Source organism: Undibacterium sp. TJN25 (genome assembly GCF_049339885.1).
Classification (GTDB): domain Bacteria; phylum Pseudomonadota; class Gammaproteobacteria; order Burkholderiales; family Burkholderiaceae_D; genus Undibacterium.
The window spans coordinates 39,294-65,138 of sequence record NZ_JBMPPM010000007.1; the positions used below are offsets into that span (position 1 = coordinate 39,294).

The window sequence follows — 25,845 nt, forward strand, 5'->3', positions numbered from 1 at the left end:
TATAAAAAAACGGAGACAAAGGCGTTGGCTGATCCATGGACAATTTTTGCAACGCTTTTTAATAAAAAAGGACGCACCATGACTACACGACGTGAATTCCTGGCTTCTACCGGCGCCGGGGCCGCAGCAACTGCTGTTACCGCAATCGGCGTCGCCGGCGACGCATCTGCCAAAGAGATGCACGCCTCCGGCAAGTTCAAGGGCCCGCACGAAATGCCGCGCAACCTCACGCTGGCCGCCATTGCCAACAAGGACGGCAGCGAAACCCTCGCCGTAAAAACCGATGCCGGCCTGCTGGATGTACGCGCCGCGTCGCAACTGCTGGGCATTGCCGCACCGCTGACCATGGAAGAGCTGCTGAGGGAAGGCAACGCCGCCGGCCTGACCAAGCTGGTTGCCGCCGCCAGCGCCCCCAAAGCTAAGGCTGCGTGGCTGGATGAATCCAAGATCACGTATGGCCGGCTGTTTACCCATCCCGGCAAGATCGTCTGCGTGGGGCTGAACTACCGGCAGCACGCCAAGGAAGTGGGCATGCAGGAACCGCGCGTACCGCCGCTGTTTAACAAATACAATAATTCGCTGGCCGCGCATCAGTGCACCATCACGCTGCCGCCCAAGGATGTCGCCTACAAGTTCGACTATGAGACCGAACTGCTGATCGTCATCGGCAAGGCCGCCCGCAATGTGTCGGAAGCGGATGCGCTGAACTATGTGGCCGGCTATTGCACCTCCAACGATTTCTCCGCGCGCGACCTGCAGCTGGAAACGCCGTCCGGCCAATGGATGATAGGCAAAACCCTGGACAACTTCGCCCCCATCGGCCCCTACTTCGTCTCCGCCGACCGCGTGGGCGACCCCAACAAGCTGAAGATAGAAACCCATGTCAACGGCGAAGTGCGCCAGTCATGGACTACCGGCGACTTCATCTTCAATACCCAGCAGATGGTGTCCTATATCTCCAAACACTGGACGCTGGAACCGGGCGACATCATCTTTACCGGCACGCCGCAGGGCGTGATTGCCGGCAAGCCGAAGGAACAACAAGTCTGGCTGAAGGCCGGCGACGAGATCACCAGCACGATAGAAAAGCTGGGACAGCTCAAGTTCAGGCTGGCATAGCATGGGGCGCGCACCTGCCATCCGCATGGCGGCGCGCCTGGCGGGCGCGCTGCTGGTGTCTGCCACACTGGCGGCGGGCGCCAGCCATGCCGCCGGGCTGACGGTCTACAGCGCCGGCGCGGTCAAGGCTGCGCTGGCCGAAGCGGCCGCCAATTATGAGAAATCCACCGGCCAGCATGTGGCGGTGGACTATGTGCCGGTGGGCACGCTGATGCGCGGGCTGGAGCAAGGCGCGCAGCAGGATGCGATTGTGCTGTCTGCCGAACAGATGGCGCAGGCCGAGCAAAAAGGCTGGGCCATGCCAGGCAGCAGCTTCGCACTGGGTACAGTTGCCGTGGGTCTGGCCGTGCGGGAAGGCGCCCCCATCCCGGACATTTCCACACCGGACAAGCTGAAGCAGACCCTGCTCGCCGCCCGCTCCATCACCTACGTCGCGCCCGACAAAGGCACCAGCGGCAAACATTTCGCCGGCGTAGTGCAGCAAATGGGCATTGCCGATGCATTAAAAGCCAGGACCGTGCTCGCCGACGGCGGCTATGCGCTGGAACCGGTGGCGCGCGGCGAGGTAGAGATCGGTGTGCAGCAGATTACCGAGATCCTGCCGGTAAAAGGCATAAGGCTGGTCGGTCCGCTGCCCGCACCTTTCGGCAAGACCACCGTGTATGCAATCGCACTGTCGGCCAATGCAAAAAGTGTGGCGGAGGCGACTGCGTTTTTTACCTATCTGCGCAGCGCCGAGGTGCGCAGGATTTTTGTGGCGAAGGGGTTTCAGGTTCCTTGAGTTCAGCGTACGGCATTCAACGCCCCCAAAAAAGAGAAAAGTAGCCTGGATGCAGCGAAGCGAAATCCGGGAGCAAACCCGAATATTGAACAGATACCGACACACATAAAAACGCACTCGACGGTCGAGAGCCGAAAGGCGCTCCACGAGGCATGACCCAGGTTGCGCTAGGCTCCACCCAGGCTACATTCATTCCACCCGCAAATCGATGCCAGAGGTGCGTTACGCTCCGCTAACACATCCTACGGCGATCACAGCGCTAAAATATCCTCATCTCCTCATCTCCACAAGGAACCACCATGCATTATCTCGCCAACTTCTTTGCCGGCGCCTTCCTCTGTAACTGCATCCCTCACTTGGCGGCGGGCTTGCAGGGCCTGCCCTTCCCCACGCCGTTTGCGACGCCGCGCGGCGTAGGAAATTCATCGCCTTTTATCAATGTGCTGTGGGGGTTTTTCAATACCCTTGCCGGCTTATGCCTGCTGGCGTCTTTCCCGGTCAAGGTCTCGTTCAGCGCGGATTTTCTGCTTGTGCTGGCCGGTGCGCTCGCGCTGGGCGTGTACCTGTCTCTGCACTTCGGCAAGGTGAGGGGCGGCGAGTAAGTCCATCTGAGCCCGTCTGAGCCCATCTAAGCCCAATAAGCCCTGGTCAGCTTTTATCCATAGCAGACTCTCCCCTCAACGCACCTTCTCTCGTTTTCCGCGAGGCGCAGAATCCAGCTTCTTGCCCATACCCTGCGCCAGGTTATCCGCGCTGAGGCATGCCCCTGCATCCCAGCTTTCACGCAGCGTGGTGCGCAGGCTGCGCAGGTCTTCGCGCTGGGTACGCAGCAGGGCGATGGCTTGGTCAATCTCCTTCAGGCGGCCGTCGAGCTTGACGAGGACGTCTTCTTTTGGAAAACCCTGGTCCCTGATGGCAAACAAACTGCGTATCGCATCCAGCGGGAAGCCGAGGTTTTGCGCCAGCTGGATCACGCGCAGCCTTTCCAGCGCCGCCTCGGAATAGACGCGGTAGCCGTTGGCGCCGCGCGTCGCGGGCGGCAACAGTCCGCTTTGCTCGTAGAAGCGGATCGCCGAGGGGGCGATGGCCGCTTTTGTTGCCAGCTCACCAATTTTCATCGTGCTTGACCTTCAAGTTGACTTTAAACGTAGTATAGGCACTTTCCATTCATTCGACGATGGCGGCCATGACTTCTCCCCTGTTCACCCCCCTATCCCTGCCCAATGGCAGCAGTCTGCCCAACCGCATTGCCAAGGCGGCCATGGAAGAGAATATGTCGGAGCCGGGACAGCTGCCGGGCGCTGCGCTGTACCGGCTGTACCAGGCTTGGGCTGAAGGCGGCGCCGGGCTCATCATCACCGGCAATGTGATGGTGGACGGCCGCGCACTGACCGGGCCGGGCGGCGTGGTGCTGGAAGCGGGCACGCCGCTGAGCCCTTTCACGGAATGGGCGCGGGTAGCGCGCAAGAACGGCGCGCAGGCGTGGATGCAGATCAACCACCCCGGCCGGCAGGTGCAAGCGGCAATGGGCGGCAATGCCTGGGCGCCTTCCGCCGTGGCGCTGGACATGGGCAAGCACAGCAAGCTGTTCAGCCAGCCGCAGCCCATGAGCGAAGCCGACATCCAGGAAACCATACGCCGTTTCGCCGATACCGCACAGGCCGCCGAACAGGCCGGCTTCACCGGTGTCGAGATTCATGCGGCGCACGGCTACCTGGTATCGCAATTCCTGTCGCCGCTGACCAACCGCCGCGATGATGGCTGGGGCGGCAGCCTGGCCAATCGCGCGCGCCTGCTGCTGGACATCGTAAGCGCCGTGCGGGCACGGGTGGCGCCCACCTTTTGCGTAGCCGTGAAACTGAACTCTGCCGATTTCCAGCGCGGCGGCTTCTCGGAAGACGATGCCCGGCAGGTGATCCAACTGCTCAACGAACTGCCGGTGGATCTGGTGGAACTGTCCGGCGGCAGCTATGAAAGCCCGGCCATGCAAGGCGACACCGCCGACGGCCGCACACTGGCAAGGGAAGCCTACTTCCTGGAGTTTGCGCGGGACTTGGCAAAGGTGGCGCGCATGCCGCTGATGACCACGGGCGGCATCAGCCGCCGCGCCGTGGCGGAAGAAGTGGTGGGCAGCGGCGTGGCGGTGGCCGGCATTGCCACCGCACTGGCGCTGGCGCCGGATTTGCCGCGCCAGTGGCAGGCCGGCACCGACAGCACCGCACAGGCGCAGCCGGTAACATGGAAGGACAAGACGCTGGCCGCGCTGGCGAGGATGGCCCTGGTCAAACGCCGGCTGCGCGCGCTGGGCGCGGGGGCCGGCACATTACATCACTACTCCACGGTGTTCACGCTGATCATCGACCAGTTGCGCAGCAAGCAGCTGACACGCCGCTACCGCGCGTGGCTGCAACAGCGGGCATCTTCTGCGGCATAAACCTTAGGCGCAGGCCTGCAAAAATTCCAGCAGCAGCCGGCTTACCTGTTCCGGCTGCTCCTGCTGCACCCAATGCCCTGCGCCTTCGACCAGATGGCAGCCCAGCAAACGCGTGCACATGGATTGCTGCATGGCCTTGAATTCTCCCGGCTTCTGATGGATGCCCCAATCGCTGGCGCCGGCGATAAAGCACGAAGGTACATCCAGCGTGCGGCCGGAAAACAGCCGCAGCTCTGCCATCAGCGCCGCTTCCGTCAGGCAGCGGTACCATTGCAGCGCGCCCTGGAAACCTGTTCTTGCGTATTCATCGCAATAGACCCGCAGTTCTTCGTCGCCCAGCCACTTGCACGCTGCGATCGCATCTGCGGAAGGCATGTCCGGTGCGACGGTTTCCGGCATGGTCTTGTCTTTTTCCATCACGTAGTAAGTGGGCAGCTTGCCGAGTTCTTCTGCATTCCACGCAGCCAGCGGGGACGGCGGCTTGTCCTTAAAGTCTGCACTCTTGACGTGGTAATAGGCCCGCAAAAAATCATGCAGCCCTTGCGGGCAATCTAGCATGTCGCCTTCTGCCGCGCGGGTGGAGTAATACCCTTGATAGTGCTTGCGCGGCGGCGTCAGCGCTGCCAGCTCTTCATGGATGCCGGCAACGGCCTGCTTCGGCCCCCGCGCAGGCTGGCCGGCGGTATCGAAAGGGAAAGACGGCACACTACCGAAGGGCGCACTCAGCAAGGCCACCGCCGGAAACATGTCCGGCCGCATCAGCGCGCAATAACCGGCCACCGGCGAACCAAAATCATGCCCCACGACAGCAGCAACGGCATGAATGCCGAGCGCCGACACCAGGCCGACAATGTCGGTAACCAGATTCTGCATGCGGAAAGAAGCGAGGTCGCCGTCATAGCTGCCGTCCCAGCCGGTAGTGCGGCCATACCCCCGCTGATCCGGCGCCACCACATGGTAGCCGGCCGCGGCCAGCGGCAGCATGATCTTGCGCCAGCTATAGGCCAGCTCCGGAAAACCGTGCAGCAACAGCAGCACGGGACGCCCGCCAGTTTCAAACCCGCCGCCGCCTTCAAACCCGGCTTCCAGCACATGCATGTCCAGCCCGTTATGGTTGTTCACGAAGCGTGAACGTATGCCCGCCGGAAGCTGCGCTTCCAGGCGCCCGCCTGTCATGTCCATGTGGTGTCTCCTCTTTTTTATAGATGCAGTATAGGCATATTGCGCTGCACAGGAATGTCGCTTTTTTAACAATCGCCGCACCAATCAGGACAGCATTTCACCAGGCGCGCACTGCAATGCAGCAGGCAGAAGCCTGCATTCCAAACGCTTGTAAATGTGATTGCCTTGCTTAAACTTTCGTGGCACTCTGAATAATTATTCGCGCCTGCTTCACGTATTTGCTTCATGGTTTTGGGCAGCACATCCACCCTCCACAGGAAAGAACCGGCAATGAAATTAAGGAATATCGGCATCAGTCTGGCAAGCGTATTGACCGCAACCGCGGCAGCAAGCGCCATCACAGCAGCAAGCGCGAGCGCTGCCGACCTCAAGCTGGCGATAGTCTATGACGGCAGCAAGTTCGACAGGTCATTCAGCCAGTCTGCCTCCGACGGCGTGGAACGCTTTAAAAAAGAAACCAAGGTGCCGGTGCTGGAAGCGCAGGTCAATAGCACGACGCAAAGCGAGCAGGTGCTGCGCAGCCTGGCGCGCAAGAATGTGGATATGATCGCGGTCATCAGCTTTGCGCAGGCGCAGGCCGTACAGACGGTAGCCGCTGAATTTCCCAAAGTGAAATTCGTGCTGATAGACGGCATCGCCACCGGCCCCAATGTCAAGTCGGTGCTGTTCAAGGAAGAGGAAGGTTCCTATCTGGCCGGCGTGGCGGCTGCGCTGGCGACCAAATCCAAAAAGATAGGCTTCATCGGCGGCATGGATATCCCGATGATACGCGCCTTCGGCTGCGGCTATGCGCAAGGAGCCAAGGCAGTGGACGCCAAAGTGGAACTGACGCAGAACATGGTGGGCAATACGTCCGCCGCGTGGAATGATCCGGCCAGGGGCGGTGAACTCGCGCGCTCGCAGTTCGACCGCGGCGTGGACGTCGTCTTCGGCGCTGCCGGCGGCACCGGCCTGGGCATCCTGCAAACTGCCAAGGAAAAAAACAAGCTCGCCATCGGCGTCAACTCCAACCAGAATTACCTGTACCCGGGCACGATGCTGACATCGATGCTGAAGCGTGTCGATAACGCCGTCTATACCAGCTTCACCGAATTGAAAAACGGCCACTTCCAGGCCGGCACCACCAGCATGGGCCTGAAAGAAGGCGGCGTGGACTGGGCCCTGGACAAGGACAACCGCACACTGGTTTCAGACGCCGCCGAGAAGCGCATCAATGCGGCGAAGCAGGACATCATCTCCGGAAAAATCAAGGTGGTGGATTACCGGGCGGGCAACAGCTGCCCGGTGTAAAAGGGAGTGTAAGAGGACCCACGCGGCAATTGGGCTGACAAGCTCAGTCCCATTGCCGCACCGCTATTCCGCAAAGCAACATCGCTTGTCTGCAACATTCACCGATAATTCTTATATAATCGACATCGACTTGCTAGATGTCGAGCAATGCCGCTTTCCCAGGCAGCATCCGGATGCACACCCTACTTCCTGACACCCCATGAGCCCACAAGGCATATTGAAGCGGTCGACAGATTCTACAACGCACAACAGGCCTGACACGCGCAGCGCACCCATCACGCTGCTGGCGGTGTTCTTTGTCGTGCTGGTATGTGCATCGCTGGCATTTATCGACGGCTGGCGCAGCTGGGCCGCGCGCAAAAACCAGCTGGCGGAAGCACAGATCGCGACGGCCAACATGGCGCGCTCCATCGCACAGCATGCGGACGACACCATCAAGGGCGCCGATACCAGCCTCCTCGGGCTGGTGGAACGGGTGCAGGCAGACGGCACCGGTCCTGCCGCCGTCGCGCGGCTGCACAAGCTGATGGCGCTGAGGGTGGCCGAGCTGCCGCAGCTGGCCGGCCTGTTCATCTATGGCGAAAACGGCGAATGGATCGTGCATTCCCAAGCCGCCACGCCGGCCAACGCCAACAATGCCGACCGCGACTATTTCATTTACCACCGCACGCATGCAAGCACGCTACCCTTCATCGGAGAGCCGCTGCGCAGCCGCTCCAGCGGGCAATGGATACTGACGCTGTCGCGTCGCATCAACCATGCAGACGGCAGCTTTGCCGGCGTGGCGCTGGCCACCATCGGCATCGACTATTTCAACACCTTCTACGACAGCTTCAACATCGGCAAGGCGGGCGCCATCGTGCTGGGCTCGGACCAGGGCATCCTGCTGACACGCCGCCCGCTGCTGGCCGATTCGCGCGGCAAGAGCCTGCTGAACACGCCGCTGTTCAGGCACACCAGGCAACAAGCCGGCGGCTCTTACACAATCGAGTCCGCGCAGGATGGCGTTAACCGGCAGAACAGTTTCCTGCACCTCAGTAAATATCCGCTGTTCGTATCAGCGGCCTTATCGGAAGAAGAAATCCTCACCGACTGGCGCGCGGACACCTATCTGCATTCCGCCGGCGTCGGCGTGCTGCTGCTGGTGCTGGGTTCGATAGGCTTTTACCTGGTGGGCCAGATACGCCGTCGCCTGGAGGCGGAAGAGGAAATCCTCAAGGCCAGGGATGCGCTGCAGGCACTGAACCAGACGCTGGAAAGGCTGTCCCTGCAAGACAGCCTCACCGGCCTGGCGAACCGTCGCCATTTCGACATGGCGCTCGGCGAAGAATTCAACCGCGCGATGCGCAACGCCAGCGCGCTCGCACTGGTCATGATCGATGTCGATAACTTCAAAAAATACAACGACGCCTACGGCCATGCCGCCGGTGACGAATGCCTGCGGCAGATTGGCGCCGTCATCAAGGCCGGCCCCTACCGCGCAGGCGACCTGACAGCCCGTTACGGCGGCGAAGAAATGTGCGTGCTGCTGCCCGGCACCGATGTGCAGGGCGCGCTGGTCGTCGCCGACCGCATCCGCGCCGCCATCCGCAGCCTGGGGCTGCCGCACAGCGACAATGAAGCCGGCGTCGTCACCATCAGCGCCGGCGTACACGCCATCGTGCCGCTGCGCGGCGACAACCTGCCGCTGGAGCTGATCGAATCCGCCGACAAGGCGCTTTATGCAGCCAAGCACGCCGGTCGCGACAGGGTGTGCAGCTATGCGGATTTGCCAAGGCAGGGGTGAGCCTGCCCATCCGCCTTTTCATGTAGCAGGCGGTTACAAGATCGCCGAAATAAATTATTGCTTTGCCAATTCCTTCATGGCAGCATAGGCGCTTTCCATTTGCGCTTTTTCCCCTTCCCCCATGATGCAGCTCCGCCGTTTTCGTCCGATTCGCCTGTTTGCCGCTTTGGCTTTTTCCTCTGTGGCGATGGCTGCCTCCGCATTGCATGCTCAGACTGTCGGCGCACCGCCGGCGCAGTTGGCGGCAAGGCTGCAACTGTCGCCGGTGTATGTCAAATACATGGATGTGGGAGGCCTGCCGGTGGTTGCCTCAGCCAGGGTATCGGACTATGCCGTGGCGGAAGCCGCCTACCTGATTAACAAGATGGTCGGGCAGCGGCCCGACATCCTGCAGGCGATTGCGCAAAAGAACGTGCGCTTCGTGGTCATGGCGCCGGGCGAGATGACGACTGACATTCCCGAATACAGCGACCTGACGCCCAGGGATTACTGGGACCGCCGCGCACGCGGCCTGGGCGCCACGCCAGCACGCCCGGCCACCAGCGCCGGCGAGGAAAACCTGTTGAACCTGCCCGGCGACCCGTATTTTGAAGAAAATATCCTGATCCATGAATTTGCCCACACCGTCTACGAAATGGGCATGATGACGATAGACTCAAGCTTTGACCGCCGCCTGCTCGCCGCGTATGAACATGCCAAGGCAAAGGGGCTGTGGCAGCACACCTACGCGATGACCAACCGCACCGAATACTGGGCTTCCGTCGCGCAATCCTGGTTTGATTGCGCCCGGGGGGCGGACAGCGAGCATAACGACATCAACACCCGCGCCAAGCTGAAGGCGTATGATCCGGAAGTGGCCGTTTTGCTGAAAGAAGCCTTCGGTGACGGCGAATGGCGCTATATCCGCCCGGCACAGCGCGCCGCCGGCGAGCGCACGCACCTGGCCGGCTTCGATCCCGCCAAGGCCGGGCAGTTCTCATGGCCTGCCGCCGCAAACACCCAACCCGGCCAAGGCAAGGCGCTCGCTTGGCTGCCGGCAAAACCCAGGATAGCGGCGTCACCGCCCGTCTCTAATGAGCCCGGCAGTATTGTCTTTATCAACCACCTGCGTTCCAAAGTGTCTGTGGACTGGCTGGACTTCAAAGGCCAGCGCAGGCACTATGCCGACGTCAAACCCGGCGACACTTATTTCCAGAACACCTATGCAGGCCATGTCTGGCGTATATCCAGCAACGGCAAACTGCTGGGTCTGCTGGCTGCCACCGCAGATGCAGGCTATATCGATATTACCGATGGCCCCGTGCATTAAGCCGGCATAGAAACCACATTGATGCCGCATTGATATATAGTCCAGGAAGCCCTCCATGCCTTACTGCCCTGCCCTCCAACATCTTGCCGCCATCTCGCTGCTGGCCCTTGTTTCTTCATCCGCTTTTGCCGTTGCCGGCGGGCCTTACGGCCCTTACCTCGGCAAGCTGGCCGGGAAGGAAATCGTCCTCTCCATCAACGGCGGGGATACCGCCAAGGAAGCCGCGGGCAACTATTTCTACCGCAATATAGGCCTGGACATCACGCTGTTCCAGGCGGCCGGCAAGGACCAGTTCATCGAATGCCCGGCCACCTGGGCCGATGAAGTCTGCAGCAAACCCAGCGGCTACTGGAATATCACCTTTACCGACGATGCCGCCAAGGCGCTATGGCGCAAGACCCCGTCATCCAAGCCCTTGCAGGTAGATCTGGTCAAAGCACCGGCGGACACCAGGCCGGCCTCTGCCAAGGCAACGGACAGTACAACAGACCGCTGGGTCGAAGCCTTGCGCGTAGCAGCGCCCGTCGCCACCGGCAAGGAAGAAAAAAACGGAACCGTGCGCTGGCATATCGTTACCGACAAACGTTCCGGCGTGCATATGCCCTTGCTGACCGTGGCGCCGAATGCTGCCGCCATGGCAAAGATCAACGCCACGCTGACAAAATACTTCAACGAACAGGTATCTTCGGCGCTGTATGCGCAAGCCCGCCCGAATGGCGATTTCGATGAAGAGAACGCCGTCTATTTCGCCAATGAGCGGTATTTCGCCATCGGCGGCGGCGCAGGCGGCTACTCCGGCGGCGCCCACCCCCAGTTCGGTTTCGGCGTACGCACCTACGACTTGCAGACGGGCGATCCGGTGGAGTTTGAACGGTTCTACCGGGTGGCCCCAGCCACCAAAACTGCCTTCAACGTCAAAACCGATAAGAGCCTGGTTGCACAGGCGCTGAAGCAATACATTACCGAAGACAAGGCGCCCGCCGGCGAAGACAACGACTGCTGGGCCGCCGTCGCAGCCAGATACGATTGCAAGGATGCGCAATGCACCGGCAGCAACGACAAGTCCTACGCCCAGGTATTCCCCACCAAAGAGGGACTGGGCATCGTGCTGGACGTATATTCCGAAGCAGAGCGCCCCTGCCGTGCCGAGTACCGTACGCTGCCCTGGAAAGAGGCCAACCGGGCGCTGTTGAAACAGGGCAGCTTCCCTTAAGCGTAATTTCTCTGAAAGCCACCAATGAAATTCCCGCTACTGCTTTTATTGCTCGCCGTATCTGCCCACGCAGCGCACGCAGCCGATGCAGCAAGCCCTGCGCCGTCAAAACTGATGACGGAAATTGAAGGCGTCTACAAGCACCGCTTCAAGAGCGGCATCATCTCGCCGGGCAAAGCGCCAGGCGAAGCAGATGAAATTTACGAGACTGAAGACATCGTCGAAATCGTGCCTTACGACGCCTCGCATATCTACCTGCGCGCGGAGCTGCAGTTCTATAACGGCCACTCCTGCAGCATCTCCGGCATGGCCGGCTACGACAACGGCGCCTTCATCTACCACGACCCAGAAAAACCGCTGGAAGGCGAGCCGCCCTGTGAGTTGAAGATCAGCCAAACGGGCAAGAACCTCGTCCTCACCGACCGCGCCACGCCCGACGCCATCTCCAGTTGCAGAATGCACTGCGGCGCGCGCGGCAGCTTGTCCGGCTATACCATCGCCATGAGCAGCAAACGCAAGATCCGCTATCTGGACAGGCTGAAGGCTTCTAACGAGTATGCGCAGGCGGTGAAAGAGCTCAAGGAATCCGGCCGCTAGAGAAAACACCCTCCATGCACTCTTCTTCCTCGGAACTGCACGCCCGCCTCATTTCCATTACACGCGCATCACCGTGGTTCATGCCCGCCCTCCACGCAGTTCGTGCACTGGAACTGGCGTCCTGGTGCATAGGCGCCGGAGCAGTGCGCAATATGGTGTGGGATGCGCTGCATGGGTTTGCGGCGCCGTCGGCCTTGCCTGATATTGATGTGGCCTACTTTGAGGCATCCGGCTTGGCGCCCGCGAACGAAGGTGCATTGCAAGCCCGTTTGGCTGCCGGCATGCCCGGCGTCCCTTGGGAAGTGACGAACCAGGCGGCAGTGCACCTGTGGTTTGAAAACTATTTCGGCCATGAAGTTGCGCCGCTTGCGTCGCTGGAACAGGCGGTTGGATCGTGGCCTGAGTATGCAACTTGTGTGGGGCTGGCGCTGAATGATGATGCGATACAGGTCATCGCGCCGCACGGCCTGGATGACCTTTTTTCCTTGACGGTGCGGCATAACCCGGCGCGGGCCAGTGTAGAGAATTACCACCAGCGCCTGGAGCAGAAACGCTATCGCGAACGCTGGCCGATGGTAAGGATTATTGAGCCTTCTTAAGCTATGCCGCTGGTCGGCGCAGCGCCAGCAGCAAAGTGCCGAAGCCGATGAACACGCTGCCCACGATGCGGTTCATCCATTTGGCAAACAGGGGTTTCAGTAGCAGGTTCCTGGCGCGCGAGGCCAGCAGCGCGTAGCTCAGGTGGGTGGTGTACGACAGGGCCATGAAGATGCCGGTCAGCGTAAAGAATTGCGGCGCCAGCGGGTCTTGCGAGCTGACAAACTGCGGGAACAGCGCGGTAAAAAACAGCACGGCCTTGGGATTGGTCACGGCGGTGAAAAACGCTTCCATATACAGCTTGCGCGGAACGGGCGGCGTGCTGGTTGCATCCGCGCTGGATTCGTAGGCAATTGCCGATGTCTTGTTGAACAACTGCTTGACGCCGATATAAAACAGATACAAGGCGCCCAGCACCTTGACGACCGCGAACAATATCGCCGACGACTTCAGCAGCACGCCCAGGCCCAGTATCGCCGCGGCGGACAGGCAGAACACGCCGGAGATATTACCGAACGCGGACCACAGCACCGAGCGCGCGCCAAAGCTGGCGCCATTGCGCAGGCTCAGCAAGATGGAAGGCCCAGGGCTGACAATGGACAAGGCGGCGATGGCCGCATAGGCGGCAAGGGTGTGGGTTTGCATGTGAATGAGACCATGTGCGCCGGTATCGGCGTAATTTGACGAAGCTTCATGCTACCACGCCATGCCAGGGGGTGCGGCATAACAGTGTGGCACATACCGAAGCGATACAGCGAATAGGCTCCTTCGAATACTCGGTCTCTCTCATGCATGACTGTGCTTTTATCGGGCGCCATGTTAAATTTATATTTTTTGCAACGCCCACACTCCCTTGATGGACATTCTGCACGATATTACCTGGGTACTCCCTTTCCGTTCACCGGCATTGACGTCACTGGCCTTTGCGCTTTCCTTCCTGGGTTACTCCACCTTCATCATGTTCTTCATGGCGCTGGGCTACTGGGGCTGGAGCAAGGCCATCTTTTTCCGGGTGATGCTGCTGATCACCTTCAGCGCCATGTTGAACGCCTACGTCAAGGACCTGTTCCAGGACCCGCGCCCGCCGCTGTCCTTGCGCCTGGACGACCTGGTCGGCGCCAGCTACGGCCTGCCCAGCGGGCATGCGCAAATGTCGGTCGTCATCTGGATGTGGCTGGCGTACGAGCTGAAACGGCGCTGGGTATGGGTGCTGTGTACGCTGATTACGCTGGGAGTGATTCTCAGCCGGCTCTACCTGGGCGCGCATGATCTGGAGGATGTGCTGGCCGGCGCGGCACTGGGCGCGCTGACACTTGTGGTGTTTGCCCGCATCAAGGGCCGCCGCTGGTTCTGGCAAACCAATCTGCTTTGGACCGTGGCGCTGATCGCCGTGGTCACGTCGGCCGCCTTGCTCAGCTGGCCGGACAAGGGCATCGCACCGGACTATGTGCCTATCGTCGCCGGCTGGATGGCCGGCGGCATCATTGGCCGCTACGCGGATGAACGTACACTAGGGTATTCGCTGTCGCCCCAGTGCTGGCGCAGGCTGCTGGCCACGGGTGTGGGCGTAGTCGCCTTCCTGGCCTTGCAAAAACTGCTGAAGTATATCGACGCTTCACTCAACCCGCCATCACTGGCCTGGCCGGTGGCGAAAGGCTTCATCATAGGATGCTTCATCGCCTTGCCGGTGCCGTGGCTGCTGGTAAAACTGCGGCTGGCCTCCTCAGGAAGCGGAACGGGAACGGATAAGCGGGGATAGATCTAGGGCCCGCGCAAGAACAAGCTGATCCCCCCCGCTATTGCCTTCAATTGTTCCATCACTATTCCACGTATCTCCGACGCCGGCAAAGCCCCCATCTGCGCCGGCGTCATGTTTTTACCAGCGCGCTCTGCAATAGCCAAGCCGATCAGGTAGCCGCCGCGTGCCGGAATGTCCCCGTGGTAGCCGATGCTGAAAAAACGCTCCATGTCCGCATCGCTGTTTGAATCCAGGTGTTGCAACAGATCCGTGGCGATGGTGCGCATCATCGCGGGGCCGGCGGCGGCCAGGTGCGCGTCGTCCAGCAGCACATGCAGGCGCGTGGCGCCAGGCGTCAACAACTGGCTCATATAGGTAGCGACGCCTTCCATCCACAAATTGACGTAAATCGGCGGCGCCGGGTCCAGCATCATTGCCGGATTTTTTTGCCCCTGGTACAGGTGGAACATCTCGTGGTTCAGCAGCACCGTCAGGTCTGCCTGCGCGCCGTGGTAATAGACGATGCCATCCAGCCCCACGAACAGCGGCAGCACGCCTTTCCACGGCTGCAGATGGCCGTCGAACTGGAACAGCGAGGGCATGAAATACACCGGTGCAGCGGCGCTGTCAAAATCCGGCAGCGCAGCGCAAAAACGCTCCAGCTGCCTGGCATACGCGGATGGAACCGTGGCGGAAAGTGCGCGCACATCGTCGGCCATGGGATCGAACTTCTTCAGCCAGCCGGCAACCTGCTTCAGCGAAACCTTGACACCCGCGCCGGACATCAATTCCTGCTGCGGCAGGAAGAAGCCATCCAGCAAAGCCTGTGCCCTGTCATTGCCGGTACTGTCCCCTGCCCCGGCCAGATCGTAGGCTTTCCAGAATTGCGGCATGAGATTATTGCCGGCTTCTGTTGATGCCGTTGCCAGCGTCGGCAGCAAGGCCGTACCTGCTGTTGCGACGAGCAGGCACAGGATGCTGCGACGGCGGACTTCAACTACGTCAGCAGACTTGTTTGCGATATGCGTTGGCATGTATGTTCTAACCCTGATAAAAATGCATTGCAGTTTAAATCCCTGGAAGAAAAATAGTCGCATGAAGCAGGTGACAAGCTGCATTTTATCGTCAATTGAAAACCTTGCCTTTTAAATATTTTCGTGCAAGGATTCAGCATCCGCTAGATAGCAAAACATGACGCACAGTTTTCGACGATGCCTTGGCACGCTGGCTTTTTTATGCTCTTTCAGCGCGTATCAAATCACGGCGGAGCAGGAGGTTCCGGCGGAACAAAATACCTTCACCCATTTTGTAGCTGAAAAAATCCGGAAAGAACTTTCTGCCAGCCGGTTTCAAACAGCGGAAACGGAAACGTAATACCATAATAAATTCTTCGCTGCGCCGTGTATCGTTCCACATAGGAAAAATAAACATGACTATCCGCCACATCATACTTTTGCGCTTCAAGGAAGGCACTTCCGCCGGTGAGCTGGCGCATTGCATGGAAGCCTTTGCAAAGCTGCCTGCGCAGATACCCGGCATCACAGGGTTTGAACACGGCCCCGACGTCAGCCCGGAAAACCTCGCTAAAGGCTACAACCATGTTGCCGTTGTCAGCTTCACCGACGCCGCAGCGCGCGACGCCTACCTGCCCCACCCGGTACACCAGGCGTTTGTCGGCGTGCTGAAGCCTTTACTGGAAGACCTGCTGGTGTTTGACTACGAGGTCTGAATAAGGCGAATGCCGTAGGTAGAGTGCGTGTTGGGCAGGTAAAGCGTTTGCCCAACCTGCGAAGCTATCCGACATTGCCAGCAACGCGTTCGGCGTTTCTTCAAAAAAGAGAAAAGTAGCCTGGATGCAGCGCAGCGAAATCCGGGAGCAAACCCGGACGCTGGAACAGATGCCGTCGTAGAAACCATGCCCCGGGTTGCGCTACGCTCTACCCAGGCTACCGTCACCGCAAAAGCAATAGCTTGGGCGGATAAAATTCTCCTCAGCTATGACGCTGAGCATGCTGCCCCTCCGCCAGCACCACCCTGCCCCCGACAAAACATCCCACCGGCGCAGCCGCACCCGGCGCCAGATCAAAACGCACATGGATGTCGGACGGGCAGCCCATCGCGCGGCCCTGGTGCACCAGCACCGGCTGGCCATTTAACTTTACCAGGCCGTAGTGCAGCAAGCCGAAGGCCAACGCTGCCGCGGCGATGCCGGTGGCGGCGTCTTCCGGGTAGCCGGACGATTTTGGAAACTGGCGCGCATCGAACTTGCGCGGCACGCTGCTGTCCGGCGAGAACAGGTAGAGGCCGGTGGAATCGATCTGCTCGCATAGCTGCTCTATGCGCGCGGAATCGGGCCGGGCTGCGTCCAGCCTTGCGGGGCTGCGCACCGGGATCAGCGTCTTGATGCGGCTGGTGCAGGCATTCAGAAAAGGCAAGTCCAGGATATCGGCCGGCTCCAGGCCGATGGCGCGGATGATGTCTTCGCGCAGTTCCGGCCGTGGGATTTCCTGTACAGTGCCTGCCGGCTGCGAGATCTCGATGAACTGCGTGCCGTCCGCCTCTGCCCGCAGCTGCGCCGTGACCTTGCCGCTCAGCGTTTGCACGGCAACCGGGCCGGCGCCAATGCGGCCGTGCCGGTGCAGCAGCCAGACCGCGCCTATCGTCGCATGGCCGCACATGCTCATCTCATGGCGCGGCACAAAAAAACGGAAGCGGAAATCGGCGTCCGTTCCGCTGTCGGGGCTGAACACAAAGCCGCTTTCATGGCCGTAGCTTTTTGCGATGGCCGTCATCGCGGCTTCATCCAGTCCCCCGGCATCGATGACGATGGGCGCCGGGTTGCCGCCGCCACTTGCGGAGGTAAATACATTGACGACTTCTACTGTAGGCATCACTGGCTCCCTTTAGTTTTCTTGCAGCCGCAGCTTCGCATACGAGCCGCGGTCCATGTCCACCGTCTCTGCCGTCAGCTGCACATCCATGCCGGCAGGCCAAGGGCCGGTTTTCTCCAGCGCCTGCAATACCGTATCGGCCAGCATGCGTTTGGTTTCCGCGGAGCGCCCGCTGAGCAGCGCCAGCCGCACATGAACAAACGCCCTGGCATCGGCAGAGGTGCCGACGGCAAAACTGTCCAGCCGTTGCGCGCGGCTCTTGATATCGTGTTCCTCGAACTCGCCGGTGGCAGCCAGCGCGTTGTTGAGCCCGGCCAGCGCCGCACCGGCGTCAAAATCCGGCAGGTTGGCGGTATATTCCAGATAGAGTTGCGGCATGTCGGTCCTGTTTTATGTGAAGGATGGAGGCGAATGAGAAGGCGATAAGAAATCAGCCCACCAGGAAGCCGGCCAGACGCGCCATATCGACATTGCCGCCGCTGATGACGATGCCCACGCGTTTGCCCTTCAGTTGCTCTTTCATCTGACGCGCCGCGGCATAGGCCAGGCAACCGGTCGGCTCCACCACCATTTTCATGCGCTCGGCAAAGAAGCGCATGCACTGCACCAGCTGTTCGTCGCTTGCGGTCAGGATATCGTTGACGTCGCGCTTGATGACCTGGAAGGTCAACCCGCCCAGGTGCTGCGTCTGCGCGCCATCTGCGATGGTTTGCGGGGTGCCGATGTGGACGATGCTGCCGCTGCGGAAGGATTGCTGCCCGTCGTTGCCGGCCTCCGGCTCCACGCCGTAGATCGTGCAGTCGGGTGCCAGCTGTCTTGCCGCCAGCGCGGAGCCCGACAACAGCCCGCCGCCGCCCAAGGGCGCAAACAGCACATCCAGCGGGCCGGTTTCTTCTAGCAATTCCTTCACTGCCGTGCCCTGGCCGGCAATCACATCGGCATGGTCGTAAGGCGGAATCAGCGTCATGCCATGTTTTTCCGCCAGCGCGGTGCAGATTTGCTCGCGGTCTTCGGTGTAACGGTCATAGGTGACGATATTGCCGCCGTAGCCCTTGGTCGCAGCGGCCTTGGCGGCAGGCGCATCCAGCGGCATCACGATGGTGGCAGGAATGCCCAGCATGCGGGCCGCCAGCGCAATGGCCTGCGCATGGTTGCCGGAAGAGAAAGTGATGACACCCGCCGCGCGCTGGCGCGCATCAAATTTTTGCAGTGCATTCATCGCACCGCGAAACTTGAACGCCCCCATGCGCTGGAAGTTCTCGCACTTGAAGAACAGTTCGGCGCCCAGTTCTTCATTGGCCGTGCGCGAGGTGCGCACCGGGGTTTTGTGCGCATGTCCATGCAGGCGTTCCGCTGCAGCGGCGACATCGGCGTAGGTGGGAAGTGCTAGGTGGTCCATGATGGGTCGCTTTCAAAAAGAGGGGTAGAGATTGTTGCAAACAGGATGCGGTGCAGCTTGCGGTATGCCGTGCAACTACTTTTCATCGTTATAGACCGTGGCCCGCGAAATGCCAAGATGGGCCGCCACGGTTTCTGCCGAGCGGCGCACATCCAGGCAGCCGGATTGCCGCAGCTCGCGCATCAGCGCGCGGCGCTCTTCGGTCTTGAAGGCGCGTGGCGTGATACCCAGGCGCGCCGCATACTGGTCTATGCGCTGGCGGATCACATCGGCACCTACCGGCTCCAGTGTCTCGCGCACGCCGGTCGCATCGTCAACCCGGCCGAACTGCGCCAGCATGCTTTGCAGCGCGCCGAACAGCGTCACGTCGATATTCATGCACAGCGCCGCCACATACTGGCCGCTGGAATCCTTGATGCCGATCGACGTGCTCTTGGCCTGCCTGCCGTCCGGAAAGCGGTTTGCATAATTGGCAATCACTTGCTGGTAATGCGCATCTGCCACGCGCGCCAGGCCAAGCTCGGTCGTCGCATCGCCCACCTGCCGTCCTGACAGGTTGTTGTGGATGGAAACGATGGAATGGCTGGCATCGCGCAAATCGTGCACCACCACTTCACAAAAGGGCGCAAAGGTCTCGCCCAGCCCCTGCGCTATTTGCTGCAGCTGCTCGATGAGTACGGTTTGTTCCTGAGAGGTGTTTTTTCGCATTTACACATATTATCTAATTTTAGATTTAATGTAAATGTCAAAAAAAGCCATTCTGAAGCTTGGGTTTTTGCCATCTTTCATGAATGACAAGCAACTTACAAACCGCAAGCATGATATTCTTCGCTTTCGCCGTACGTATTAAAACTACGTAGTTCAAACTACACCTTCATACCATCATCAATGCATTCCCCCGATTCTTCCCACTCCCCCGTAAGCGATCCGATTCCGCGCATCAGCGCTCCCTATGGCGCCGGCTGGGCCGATCTGGCGTTGGCCGTGGGCGGCCTGGCCATCGGCACCGGCGAATTTGCCTCCATGAGCATCTTGCCGGTGGTCGCCAATGACCTGGGTACGACCTTGCCGGAGATGGGGCACATGATCAGCGCCTATGCGCTGGGCGTGGTGGTGGGTGCGCCGCTGATCACGATCTTCCTGGCGCGCATGCCGCGCCGGCTGATGCTGGTCTGCCTGATGCTGATGTACACAGTCGGCAACCTGTTCAGCGCGATGGCGCCGCACTATGGCATGCTGGTGCTGGCGCGCTTTATCGCGGGCATCCCGCACGGCGCCTACTTCGGCGTGGCAGCCTTGGTGGCTGCGGCGCTGGCGCCGCCGGAGCGTCGCGCGCAAGCCGTGGCCCGCGTGATGCTGGGGCTGACGGTAGCCAATATCATCGGCGTGCCGCTGGCGACATGGCTGGGCCAGGGCATAGGCTGGCGCGCCGCCTTCCTGGCAGTTGCCGCCATCGGCCTGTTGACGATGCTGCTGGTGCGCATCTTCGTGCCCAAGATTGCTGCCGGCAATGCCAGCCCGCGCCGCGAGCTGGGTGTATTCCGCCGCCTGCAGGTATGGCTGACGCTGCTGATGGTGGCGATAGGCTTCGGCGGCATGTTTGCGGTGTATACCTACGTCACGCCGACGCTGCTGGAAATCACGCATGTCACGCCGTGGGTGGTGTCGCTGCTGCTGGCGGTGATCGGCATCGGCATGACCATCGGCAACCTGGTCGGCGGCTGGATGGCCGACCGTTCCCGTGTATGGACCATCTTCGGCGTGCTGATCTGGAACGCCTGCGCGCTGGCCGCTTTCACCTACACTAGCGCCAATATCTGGGCTGCCGCCATCAACCTGTTTGCCATCGGCGCCGGCATCGCCATCGGCCCTGCGGTACAGACCCGGCTGATGGACGTCGCCGGCGACGCGCAGACCGTGGCCGCCGCACTGAACCACTCCGCCTTCAATATCGCCAATGCCCTGGGTGCATGGGCCGGCGGCATGGCGATCGCCATGGGCCTGGGCCTGCGCTCCACCGGCTGGGTAGGCGCGGCGCTGGCGCTGGGCGGTGTTGTGGTGCTGGGTGTTTCCGTGGCGATTGAAAAGCGGGATGGCGGTGTGGGTGGCGTGGTGCCTGCGTCTGCCTGAAAAATTTATTAGAAATTTATTTAGCGCGCCTTATGGCCTTAGACAGCAGCGCGTTCCAGCACTTCATCTGCCCATTGATTCAAACTCTTGCCGGCGGCCTGGGCTGCAATTGCCGCAGCCGCATGCACTTCCGGGCGGATGCGCAGCATCAATTTTCCCGAGGCCGGTTTTTCAGGCGCGCGCCCTGTCTCCTTGCAATCTGCAAGGTAATGCATGACCGCACTGTGAAATTCCGCCGTCAAACCTTTGACGGTATCTGCGTGAAAACTAATGACATCGGCAACACCGAGAACTCGGCCAACGAAGATTTCATCCCGGGGGTCGAAATCAATGCGGGCGGTATAGCCTTTGTAGGTCATCGTATTATTCATGGCTTGATTCCTTGTAACGCCAATAGCTCGCGAACCTCTTCCACCTGGTAACGCTTGGCTTCCTTGCCAGGATGGGGTCGATGGGGATACAGCCGCTTGCCATTCAGTTCAAACACTACCCTCGAACCTTCGCTTTCACGCACCTCCCCACCTAAATGTCTGATCAAAGCTTCGATGTCGGCAAACACAATTCCGGCCGAAGTCGGCTTGGCGAAAATAGCCTGTAAGGTTTTTTGGTGTTTTGCCTTCATCTTTTCATGATATCACATTCTGATATCACGAACCAAAAAGTAAATAGTAGGCACAGAAAATGCCGATTATTAATTACCCCTGTCTCGGCCCATTTTCCAGGCATTGTTGTCCCATGGCCCACTCCTCATTGGTCCTTTCTTAAGTCCCCTCCGCAACCCCTTTCAAATGCTCCTTCTGCCCTTCCAGCCAGCGCAATGAACCCGGTGTCGTCAGCAGTTCTCCGGTTTCCAGCAAGGTCTTGATACCGGACAGCAGCATCGGCCAGCCACCGTACAACTGGTTATTGGCGCCTTCGCGCAACTGGTCATGCGTGACTTTCAGCAGGCAGGAATCGGCAATCTGCGTGATCTCCCAGGTCACCCGCGACGTACCCTCGCTCTTCACATCCTCACCCCATAGTGCGCGATAGCTTTGCACCAGCTTGCGCGGCGGGTCCACTTCCAGGTTCTCGCCTTCCAGGATCAGGTTGTCGCCGCCATACCCCTCATAGCGTGACCCCGGCGTCCAGTCCGACCTGACGACCGCGCCGAAATTGTATTTGCGCCGCATCTCAGTATCGGTAATCGCCTGCCACAGGCGCTCCGGCGTGGTCTTGATATAGATTTCAAACACTTTTTCCATCATCTTCTCCTCAGGCGTGCTTTCCAGATCATGTTTCAGGCCGCTCAGCGCCGCGGCCCAAGGCTCGGTAAATTTGCTGACCCAGCGGTCATGGATGAGCCGGATCGGCACTGCATTCAGGAAATGCAGCTTCTCCCGGCCGCGCCGCTGCGTCACCACCAGGCCCGCCTCTTCCAGCAGCTTCAGGTGTTTCATGACGCCGAAGCGTGTCATCTCCAGTGGCTGCTGCAATTCGCCCAGCGTCTGCCCGTCTTTTTTAAACAGCGCATCCAGCAGGCTGCGGCGCGTGGGGTCTGCCAGTGCTTTGAAAAGTTCATCCATGAAAAACACTATAGGTGACCATATAGTCACCTGTCAAGATCGGCTTTTCGCGATTATTACCCGGATAAATATTGACACTTTATTTTTACCCGGATATTATTAGTGCAGATAAAAATGAAAGCCCCGTCATGAACACACCTGCCAAGAACACACTTGCCACACATACCTACACTGCCTTCAACGGCCATCAACTGCTGGCCTCCGGCACGCTGCCCGCCGCTGCACTGGCTTTCAAGCACGCGCTGGAAACCGGCGCCACCGGCCCTGTGCTGCTGTTCGATAACCGCAACGGCCGTTCCATCGACGTGGATACGCGCGGCAGCGATGACGATGTGTTGGCGCGATTAGGCGAAGAGACCCGGCAGGAACACGCTGCAAGTGCAGCGGCAACGGAACCCGCCGCTGAAGAACCGCGCGGCCGCGGCCGCCCCAAGCTGGGCGTAGTGCCGCGCGAAGTAACGCTGCTGCCGCGCCACTGGGACTGGCTGGCCGCGCAGCCCGGCGGCGCATCTGTCGCGCTGCGCAAGCTGGTGGAAGAAGCCCGCCGCGCGCAGGGCGACAAAGACAATACCCGCAAGGCGCAAGAACGCAGCTACCACTTCATGTCTGCCATGGCCGGCGACCTGCCTGGTTTTGAAGACGCCAGCCGCGCACTGTTCGCCGGTGACCACGCCAGGCTGGCACATCTGGCCGCAGTCTGGCCGGAGGACGTGCGCGCGCACACGCTGTGGCTGGCCGGCAGCGACCTGGAAGCGCCGCATGGATAGATAAGCGCGCTTCAGCTGCATTTTTTCGGCGGTACGGACCGCCGTTTTTAACTAGCAATCTCTACGTTTATTTACCCTGAACCGGGCGGTCCGCCGCACCGGAGGGGCTCCCTTTTTCTCAAGGAAACCAATATGAAAACCAGCACGGCCATGCCCTCCTCCATAGCGTCAATACCCGCCCGGCATCCGCCGCCTGCACCGCCTTTGTGGAAGACCTATCTGTCCATCCTGATACCGATGGTGCTGACCAATTTCCTGCAAGCCGCGTCCGGCACCTTCAACGGCATCTACATCGGCCAGTTGCTTGGCGTGGATGCGGTTGCCGCCGTATCGGCCTTTTTCCCGGTGTTTTTCTTTTTTCTTGCCATCATCATCGGCCTCAGTGCCGGCGCCACCGTACTGGCGGCGCATGCCTGGGGCGCGCAGGATGCTGCCAGAGCCAGGGCCATCGCCGGCACTGCGCTGGCCCTGATGCTATGCGTGGGCCTCACGACTGCCGCACTCGGCTATGCATTCGCGCCGTGGCTGATGCTCGCACTCGGCACGCCCGACAGGATACTGGCAGACGCCGTGCTCTATGCCAGGCTGGCGCTGCTGGGCACGCCGCTGACCTTTCTGCTATGGCTGACGACCTCCATGAGCCGCGGCGTCGACGATGCCGTCACTCCGTTAAAAACCCTGGCACTGGCGACCGTAATTTCGCTGGCCAGCACGCCCGCGCTGATACAGGGCTGGTGGATACTGCCGCAACTGGGCGTGGCCGGTGCGGCCGTCTCCAACATGCTGGCCTTTGCACTCGCCATGGCCTGGATGTTCTGGCACTGGCGGCGCAAGGCCCACCCGCTGGCGCCGGACGCTGCGTTGCTGCGCCTGATCCGCATCGATCCCGCTATCGCCAAAAAAATCCTGACCATAGGCGTGCCTGCATCGCTGCAGATGCTGACAATGGCAGTGGCGGAGATCGTGCTGCTGCGGCTCGTCAACCAACACGGGCCGGATGCAACAGCAGCCTATGGCGCCGTCAACCAGGTCATGAGCTGGATACAGCTACCGGCGATGTCGCTGGGGATCACTGCCTCCATCCTGGCCTCGCACGCCATCGGTGCCGGGCGTAGTCACCGCCTGCCCGCCATCGCCCATACCGGCCTGCGGCTGAACCTGGTGGTCACTGGCGCCTTCGTCGCTGCCGCCTACCTGCTGGCGCCGCTGGTAGTAGGGCTGTTTCTCACGCAGGCGCCGGTGGTTGCGCTGGCGCTGAACCTGCTGCACATCGTCGCGTGGAGCGTGCTGGCGCTGGGCATGGGCAATGTGCTGGTCGGCGTCATGCGCGCCAGCGGCACGGTGTTCGGCCCCATGGTGCTGGGCATGTTTGCCATTATGTGCATAGAAGTGCCGGCAGCTTACTGGCTGGACGGAAAAATAGGTATCACTGGCATCTGGTGGGCCTACGCGCTGGCATTTATCTCCATGCTGGTGCTGTACTCGGCGTATTACCGGCTGGTATGGCGGCGAGATGTGCAGCCCATGGCGTGATGCAACGGGATAAAAAGAAAGCAGCCTGGAGGCAGCATGGCCGAAAGCGCAGGCATCCCCTCTCCAAAAAAGAGAAAAGTAGCCTGGATGGAGCGGAGCGCAATCCGGGAGCAAACCAGGGTAGCTGAAAATGGCCGGAGCATGACACGTCCAGAATGATCGGGGCTGAGAGGCTCGTTCCACAAACCGCTTCCCCCTCTCCCGCGTGCGGGAGAGGGCTAGGGTGAGGGGCGTCAATCTGGGGCAAAAGTTTTTTAGGACAGCGAATCTCCGGTTTTTATCGACGCAGGAATTCGAAAAGATTCAGCGTAATTTAATCCCCCCTCACCCCAACCCTCTCCCGCACGCGGGAGAGGGGACCGTATTCTCCAAAAAAAGAGGAAAGTAGCCTGGATGGAGCGTAGCGCAATCCGGGAGCAAACCAGGGTAGCTGAAAAATGGCGAGAGCATGACACGTCCAGAATGATCGGAAGCTGATAGGCCCCTTCCACGAGCCATGCCCCGGATTGCGCTACGCTCCATCCAGGCTACGAGGCTACTGTGGGGCATCCCCTCCCGCGTGCGGGAGAGGGCCAGTCCGCAGGGTGCAATAGCGCAGCGTATTGCACCCTACGAAAATACTGTAGGGCTTGCGGTCACGCGTTCCTCCTCACATCAAAAAGCAAACCCGCCGCTGCAAAATTCCACACCGCATGCAAGCCGAAAATCACCATCAGGCTAACCGGAGCCAGGCTGATTTGCGCAAGCAACAAGAATAGAGCGGGCAGCAAACCTGCAAGCATGCCCAAGCCCGCGCACCAGGCATACCAGCGCGTCGGGCGCTCGCCTGCGTACAGCGCCCACGCCCACGCGATGAGCGCGGCGCACATCGCCAGCAGGCCGGCCTTGCTCAGCACCTGGATGAGATCGCTGATTGCGTTCAGCACAACATGGACGCTCGCTATATCCACTGCCGACGCATTGCTGAATTGCCGCGCCAGTTGCGGCGTGACAAAGCCGTCCAGCAGCATCGCCCCCACCATTGCGCAGTAACCCAGCACGTAAGCGGCTCTGGCGAATGAGACCGGTGCGCGGCGTGCGCCCAGCACATCGCTGAAAACGCTAAAACCACAGGCCAATATCCCCAGCAAGGCGATGAGCCCGCCATGCACCAGCCCGTCCATCTGCTGCTGGGCAGCAATCTGTATCAGCATGTCCTGCACCGACGACGGGTGGCTGACCACCGGGTGGTGCGACAGCGCCACCAATACCAGGGCGGTGACACCGGCAATGGCTAGCGCTGCAACGCGGCGCTGCGATGAAAACGATGAGGCGGCTTGTGTAGTCATGTGAGTCCTTTACTTTTTAGATGGAATACGAGAACTCATTTCTTAAATAGGAGCGAGTGCGAACGAGTCCATTTGGGATGCAGTGCGAGGCGTGTTGCGACACAAAGACCGGCCGTCTTTGCTAGCGGCACAACGCTGCAATGCGCCCAAATGGGCCGTTCCCGTAGGATTTGCCTCTCACTCCTA

At 60.4% G+C, this 25,845-nt stretch carries 28 protein-coding genes and 1 pseudogene; 15 read left to right on the forward strand and 14 right to left on the reverse strand.

Translation table 11 applies throughout. The features are described 5' to 3' along the window. Positions 1–78 precede the first annotated feature (78 nt). The 3 genes from ACO0LO_RS18125 to ACO0LO_RS18135 all read left to right on the forward strand — a co-directional run bounded on the left by ACO0LO_RS18125 (position 79) and on the right by ACO0LO_RS18135 (position 2,502). Positions 79–1,119 (forward strand): fumarylacetoacetate hydrolase family protein, encoded by a 1,041-nt coding sequence (locus ACO0LO_RS18125; protein WP_422965988.1) that lies wholly within the window; start codon positions 79–81, stop codon positions 1,117–1,119. Position 1,120: 1 nt separating this feature from the next. Beyond that, positions 1,121–1,900, forward strand: a complete 780-nt coding sequence (locus ACO0LO_RS18130) for a molybdate ABC transporter substrate-binding protein (protein WP_422965990.1) — start codon at positions 1,121–1,123, stop codon at positions 1,898–1,900. Between the two features lie 299 nt (positions 1,901–2,199). Further along, complete coding sequence (locus ACO0LO_RS18135) at positions 2,200–2,502, forward strand: hypothetical protein (RefSeq protein ID WP_422965992.1); 303 nt, start codon at positions 2,200–2,202, stop codon at positions 2,500–2,502. A gap of 75 nt (positions 2,503–2,577) precedes the next feature. Here the strand turns inward: ACO0LO_RS18135 and ACO0LO_RS18140 are convergent, their stop codons facing one another. After that, the gene (locus tag ACO0LO_RS18140; RefSeq protein WP_422965994.1) at positions 2,578–3,018 is read right to left on the reverse strand and encodes a MerR family transcriptional regulator; all 441 of its coding nucleotides are present in this window, start codon (positions 3,016–3,018) and stop codon (positions 2,578–2,580) included. Positions 3,019–3,086: 68 nt separating this feature from the next. Here ACO0LO_RS18140 and ACO0LO_RS18145 point away from each other — a divergent pair, with 68 nt between their 5' ends. Beyond that, positions 3,087–4,334, forward strand: a complete 1,248-nt coding sequence (locus ACO0LO_RS18145) for an NADH:flavin oxidoreductase/NADH oxidase family protein (protein ID WP_422965996.1) — start codon at positions 3,087–3,089, stop codon at positions 4,332–4,334. A 3-nt stretch (positions 4,335–4,337) separates the two neighbouring features. On the opposite strand, the gene ACO0LO_RS18150 is transcribed toward ACO0LO_RS18145, so the two are convergent. Further along, entirely contained in the window at positions 4,338–5,516 is a 1,179-nt protein-coding gene (locus tag ACO0LO_RS18150) for an alpha/beta fold hydrolase (RefSeq protein ID WP_422965998.1), read from the reverse strand. Between the two features lie 270 nt (positions 5,517–5,786). Between ACO0LO_RS18150 and ACO0LO_RS18155 the strand changes: the two genes are divergently transcribed. From ACO0LO_RS18155 to ACO0LO_RS18180, 6 genes are all read left to right on the forward strand, one after another. Then, the gene (locus ACO0LO_RS18155) at positions 5,787–6,806 is read left to right on the forward strand and encodes a BMP family lipoprotein (RefSeq protein WP_422966000.1); all 1,020 of its coding nucleotides are present in this window, start codon (positions 5,787–5,789) and stop codon (positions 6,804–6,806) included. 199 nt (positions 6,807–7,005) lie between these two features. Further along, positions 7,006–8,592 (forward strand): sensor domain-containing diguanylate cyclase, encoded by a 1,587-nt coding sequence (locus ACO0LO_RS18160; RefSeq protein WP_422966002.1) that lies wholly within the window; start codon positions 7,006–7,008, stop codon positions 8,590–8,592. Between the two features lie 121 nt (positions 8,593–8,713). Next, positions 8,714–9,901, forward strand: coding sequence for a hypothetical protein (locus tag ACO0LO_RS18165; RefSeq protein WP_422966004.1), 1,188 nt, complete (start codon positions 8,714–8,716; stop codon positions 9,899–9,901). 55 nt (positions 9,902–9,956) lie between these two features. After that, on the forward strand, positions 9,957–11,114 hold the full coding sequence (locus ACO0LO_RS18170) for a hypothetical protein (RefSeq protein ID WP_422966006.1): 1,158 nt from the start codon (positions 9,957–9,959) through the stop codon (positions 11,112–11,114). A gap of 24 nt (positions 11,115–11,138) precedes the next feature. Further along, positions 11,139–11,711, forward strand: coding sequence for a hypothetical protein (locus ACO0LO_RS18175; protein ID WP_422966008.1), 573 nt, complete (start codon positions 11,139–11,141; stop codon positions 11,709–11,711). A 14-nt stretch (positions 11,712–11,725) separates the two neighbouring features. Continuing rightward, complete coding sequence (locus ACO0LO_RS18180; protein ID WP_422966010.1) at positions 11,726–12,310, forward strand: nucleotidyltransferase family protein; 585 nt, start codon at positions 11,726–11,728, stop codon at positions 12,308–12,310. A gap of 1 nt (position 12,311) precedes the next feature. Here the strand turns inward: ACO0LO_RS18180 and ACO0LO_RS18185 are convergent, their stop codons facing one another. Continuing rightward, the gene (locus ACO0LO_RS18185) at positions 12,312–12,953 is read right to left on the reverse strand and encodes a LysE family translocator (RefSeq protein WP_422966012.1); all 642 of its coding nucleotides are present in this window, start codon (positions 12,951–12,953) and stop codon (positions 12,312–12,314) included. Positions 12,954–13,164: 211 nt separating this feature from the next. Here ACO0LO_RS18185 and ACO0LO_RS18190 point away from each other — a divergent pair, with 211 nt between their 5' ends. Next, entirely contained in the window at positions 13,165–14,067 is a 903-nt protein-coding gene (locus ACO0LO_RS18190) for a phosphatase PAP2 family protein (RefSeq protein ID WP_422966014.1), read from the forward strand. 2 nt (positions 14,068–14,069) lie between these two features. Here the strand turns inward: ACO0LO_RS18190 and ACO0LO_RS18195 are convergent, their stop codons facing one another. Both ACO0LO_RS18195 and ACO0LO_RS18200 read right to left on the reverse strand, forming a co-directional pair. Then, positions 14,070–15,080 (reverse strand): hypothetical protein, encoded by a 1,011-nt coding sequence (locus ACO0LO_RS18195; RefSeq protein ID WP_422966016.1) that lies wholly within the window; start codon positions 15,078–15,080, stop codon positions 14,070–14,072. Positions 15,081–15,279: 199 nt separating this feature from the next. Then, positions 15,280–15,477, reverse strand: coding sequence for a hypothetical protein (locus ACO0LO_RS18200; protein WP_422966018.1), 198 nt, complete (start codon positions 15,475–15,477; stop codon positions 15,280–15,282). Between ACO0LO_RS18200 and ACO0LO_RS18205 the strand changes: the two genes are divergently transcribed. After that, a complete protein-coding gene (locus tag ACO0LO_RS18205) occupies positions 15,476–15,775 on the forward strand; it encodes a Dabb family protein (protein ID WP_422966020.1) in 300 nt (99 codons plus the stop codon). The two genes, ACO0LO_RS18200 and ACO0LO_RS18205, sit on opposite strands and share 2 nt — an antisense overlap. A 262-nt stretch (positions 15,776–16,037) precedes the next feature. Here ACO0LO_RS18205 and ACO0LO_RS18210 read toward each other — a convergent pair whose 3' ends face one another. From ACO0LO_RS18210 to ACO0LO_RS18225, 4 genes are all read right to left on the reverse strand, one after another. Beyond that, the gene (locus ACO0LO_RS18210; RefSeq protein ID WP_422966022.1) at positions 16,038–16,937 is read right to left on the reverse strand and encodes a PhzF family phenazine biosynthesis protein; all 900 of its coding nucleotides are present in this window, start codon (positions 16,935–16,937) and stop codon (positions 16,038–16,040) included. Positions 16,938–16,949: 12 nt separating this feature from the next. Beyond that, positions 16,950–17,315, reverse strand: coding sequence for a 5-carboxymethyl-2-hydroxymuconate Delta-isomerase (locus ACO0LO_RS18215; protein ID WP_422966024.1), 366 nt, complete (start codon positions 17,313–17,315; stop codon positions 16,950–16,952). A gap of 52 nt (positions 17,316–17,367) precedes the next feature. Next, positions 17,368–18,336, reverse strand: a complete 969-nt coding sequence (locus ACO0LO_RS18220) for a threo-3-hydroxy-L-aspartate ammonia-lyase (protein WP_422966026.1) — start codon at positions 18,334–18,336, stop codon at positions 17,368–17,370. 75 nt (positions 18,337–18,411) lie between these two features. Continuing rightward, a complete protein-coding gene (locus tag ACO0LO_RS18225; protein ID WP_422966028.1) occupies positions 18,412–19,044 on the reverse strand; it encodes a helix-turn-helix transcriptional regulator in 633 nt (210 codons plus the stop codon). A gap of 180 nt (positions 19,045–19,224) precedes the next feature. Between ACO0LO_RS18225 and ACO0LO_RS18230 the strand changes: the two genes are divergently transcribed. Next, positions 19,225–20,466: an MFS transporter gene (locus ACO0LO_RS18230; RefSeq protein WP_422966030.1), complete on the forward strand. Its 1,242-nt coding sequence runs from the start codon at positions 19,225–19,227 to the stop codon at positions 20,464–20,466. A gap of 38 nt (positions 20,467–20,504) precedes the next feature. Here ACO0LO_RS18230 and ACO0LO_RS18235 read toward each other — a convergent pair whose 3' ends face one another. The 4 genes and pseudogenes from ACO0LO_RS18235 to ACO0LO_RS18250 form a co-directional block, all read right to left on the reverse strand. Beyond that, positions 20,505–20,837, reverse strand: a complete 333-nt coding sequence (locus ACO0LO_RS18235; RefSeq protein ID WP_422966032.1) for a type II toxin-antitoxin system HicB family antitoxin — start codon at positions 20,835–20,837, stop codon at positions 20,505–20,507. After that, on the reverse strand, positions 20,834–21,088 hold the full coding sequence (locus tag ACO0LO_RS18240; RefSeq protein WP_422966034.1) for a type II toxin-antitoxin system HicA family toxin: 255 nt from the start codon (positions 21,086–21,088) through the stop codon (positions 20,834–20,836). The genes ACO0LO_RS18235 and ACO0LO_RS18240 overlap by 4 nt, the downstream gene beginning before the upstream one ends. Positions 21,089–21,227: 139 nt before the next feature. Further along, positions 21,228–21,713: an SRPBCC family protein gene (locus tag ACO0LO_RS18245; protein WP_422966544.1), complete on the reverse strand. Its 486-nt coding sequence runs from the start codon at positions 21,711–21,713 to the stop codon at positions 21,228–21,230. 18 nt (positions 21,714–21,731) lie between these two features. Further along, positions 21,732–22,031, reverse strand: a pseudogene (locus tag ACO0LO_RS18250) (ArsR/SmtB family transcription factor); the annotation flags it as partial. Between the two features lie 128 nt (positions 22,032–22,159). Between ACO0LO_RS18250 and ACO0LO_RS18255 the strand changes: the two are divergent. Both ACO0LO_RS18255 and ACO0LO_RS18260 read left to right on the forward strand, forming a co-directional pair. After that, on the forward strand, positions 22,160–22,798 hold the full coding sequence (locus ACO0LO_RS18255) for a DUF2239 family protein (RefSeq protein ID WP_422966036.1): 639 nt from the start codon (positions 22,160–22,162) through the stop codon (positions 22,796–22,798). Between the two features lie 132 nt (positions 22,799–22,930). Further along, complete coding sequence (locus ACO0LO_RS18260; RefSeq protein ID WP_422966038.1) at positions 22,931–24,331, forward strand: MATE family efflux transporter; 1,401 nt, start codon at positions 22,931–22,933, stop codon at positions 24,329–24,331. Between the two features lie 635 nt (positions 24,332–24,966). Here ACO0LO_RS18260 and ACO0LO_RS18265 read toward each other — a convergent pair. Next, a complete protein-coding gene (locus ACO0LO_RS18265; protein WP_422966040.1) occupies positions 24,967–25,659 on the reverse strand; it encodes a hypothetical protein in 693 nt (230 codons plus the stop codon). Positions 25,660–25,845: the final 186 nt, after the last annotated feature.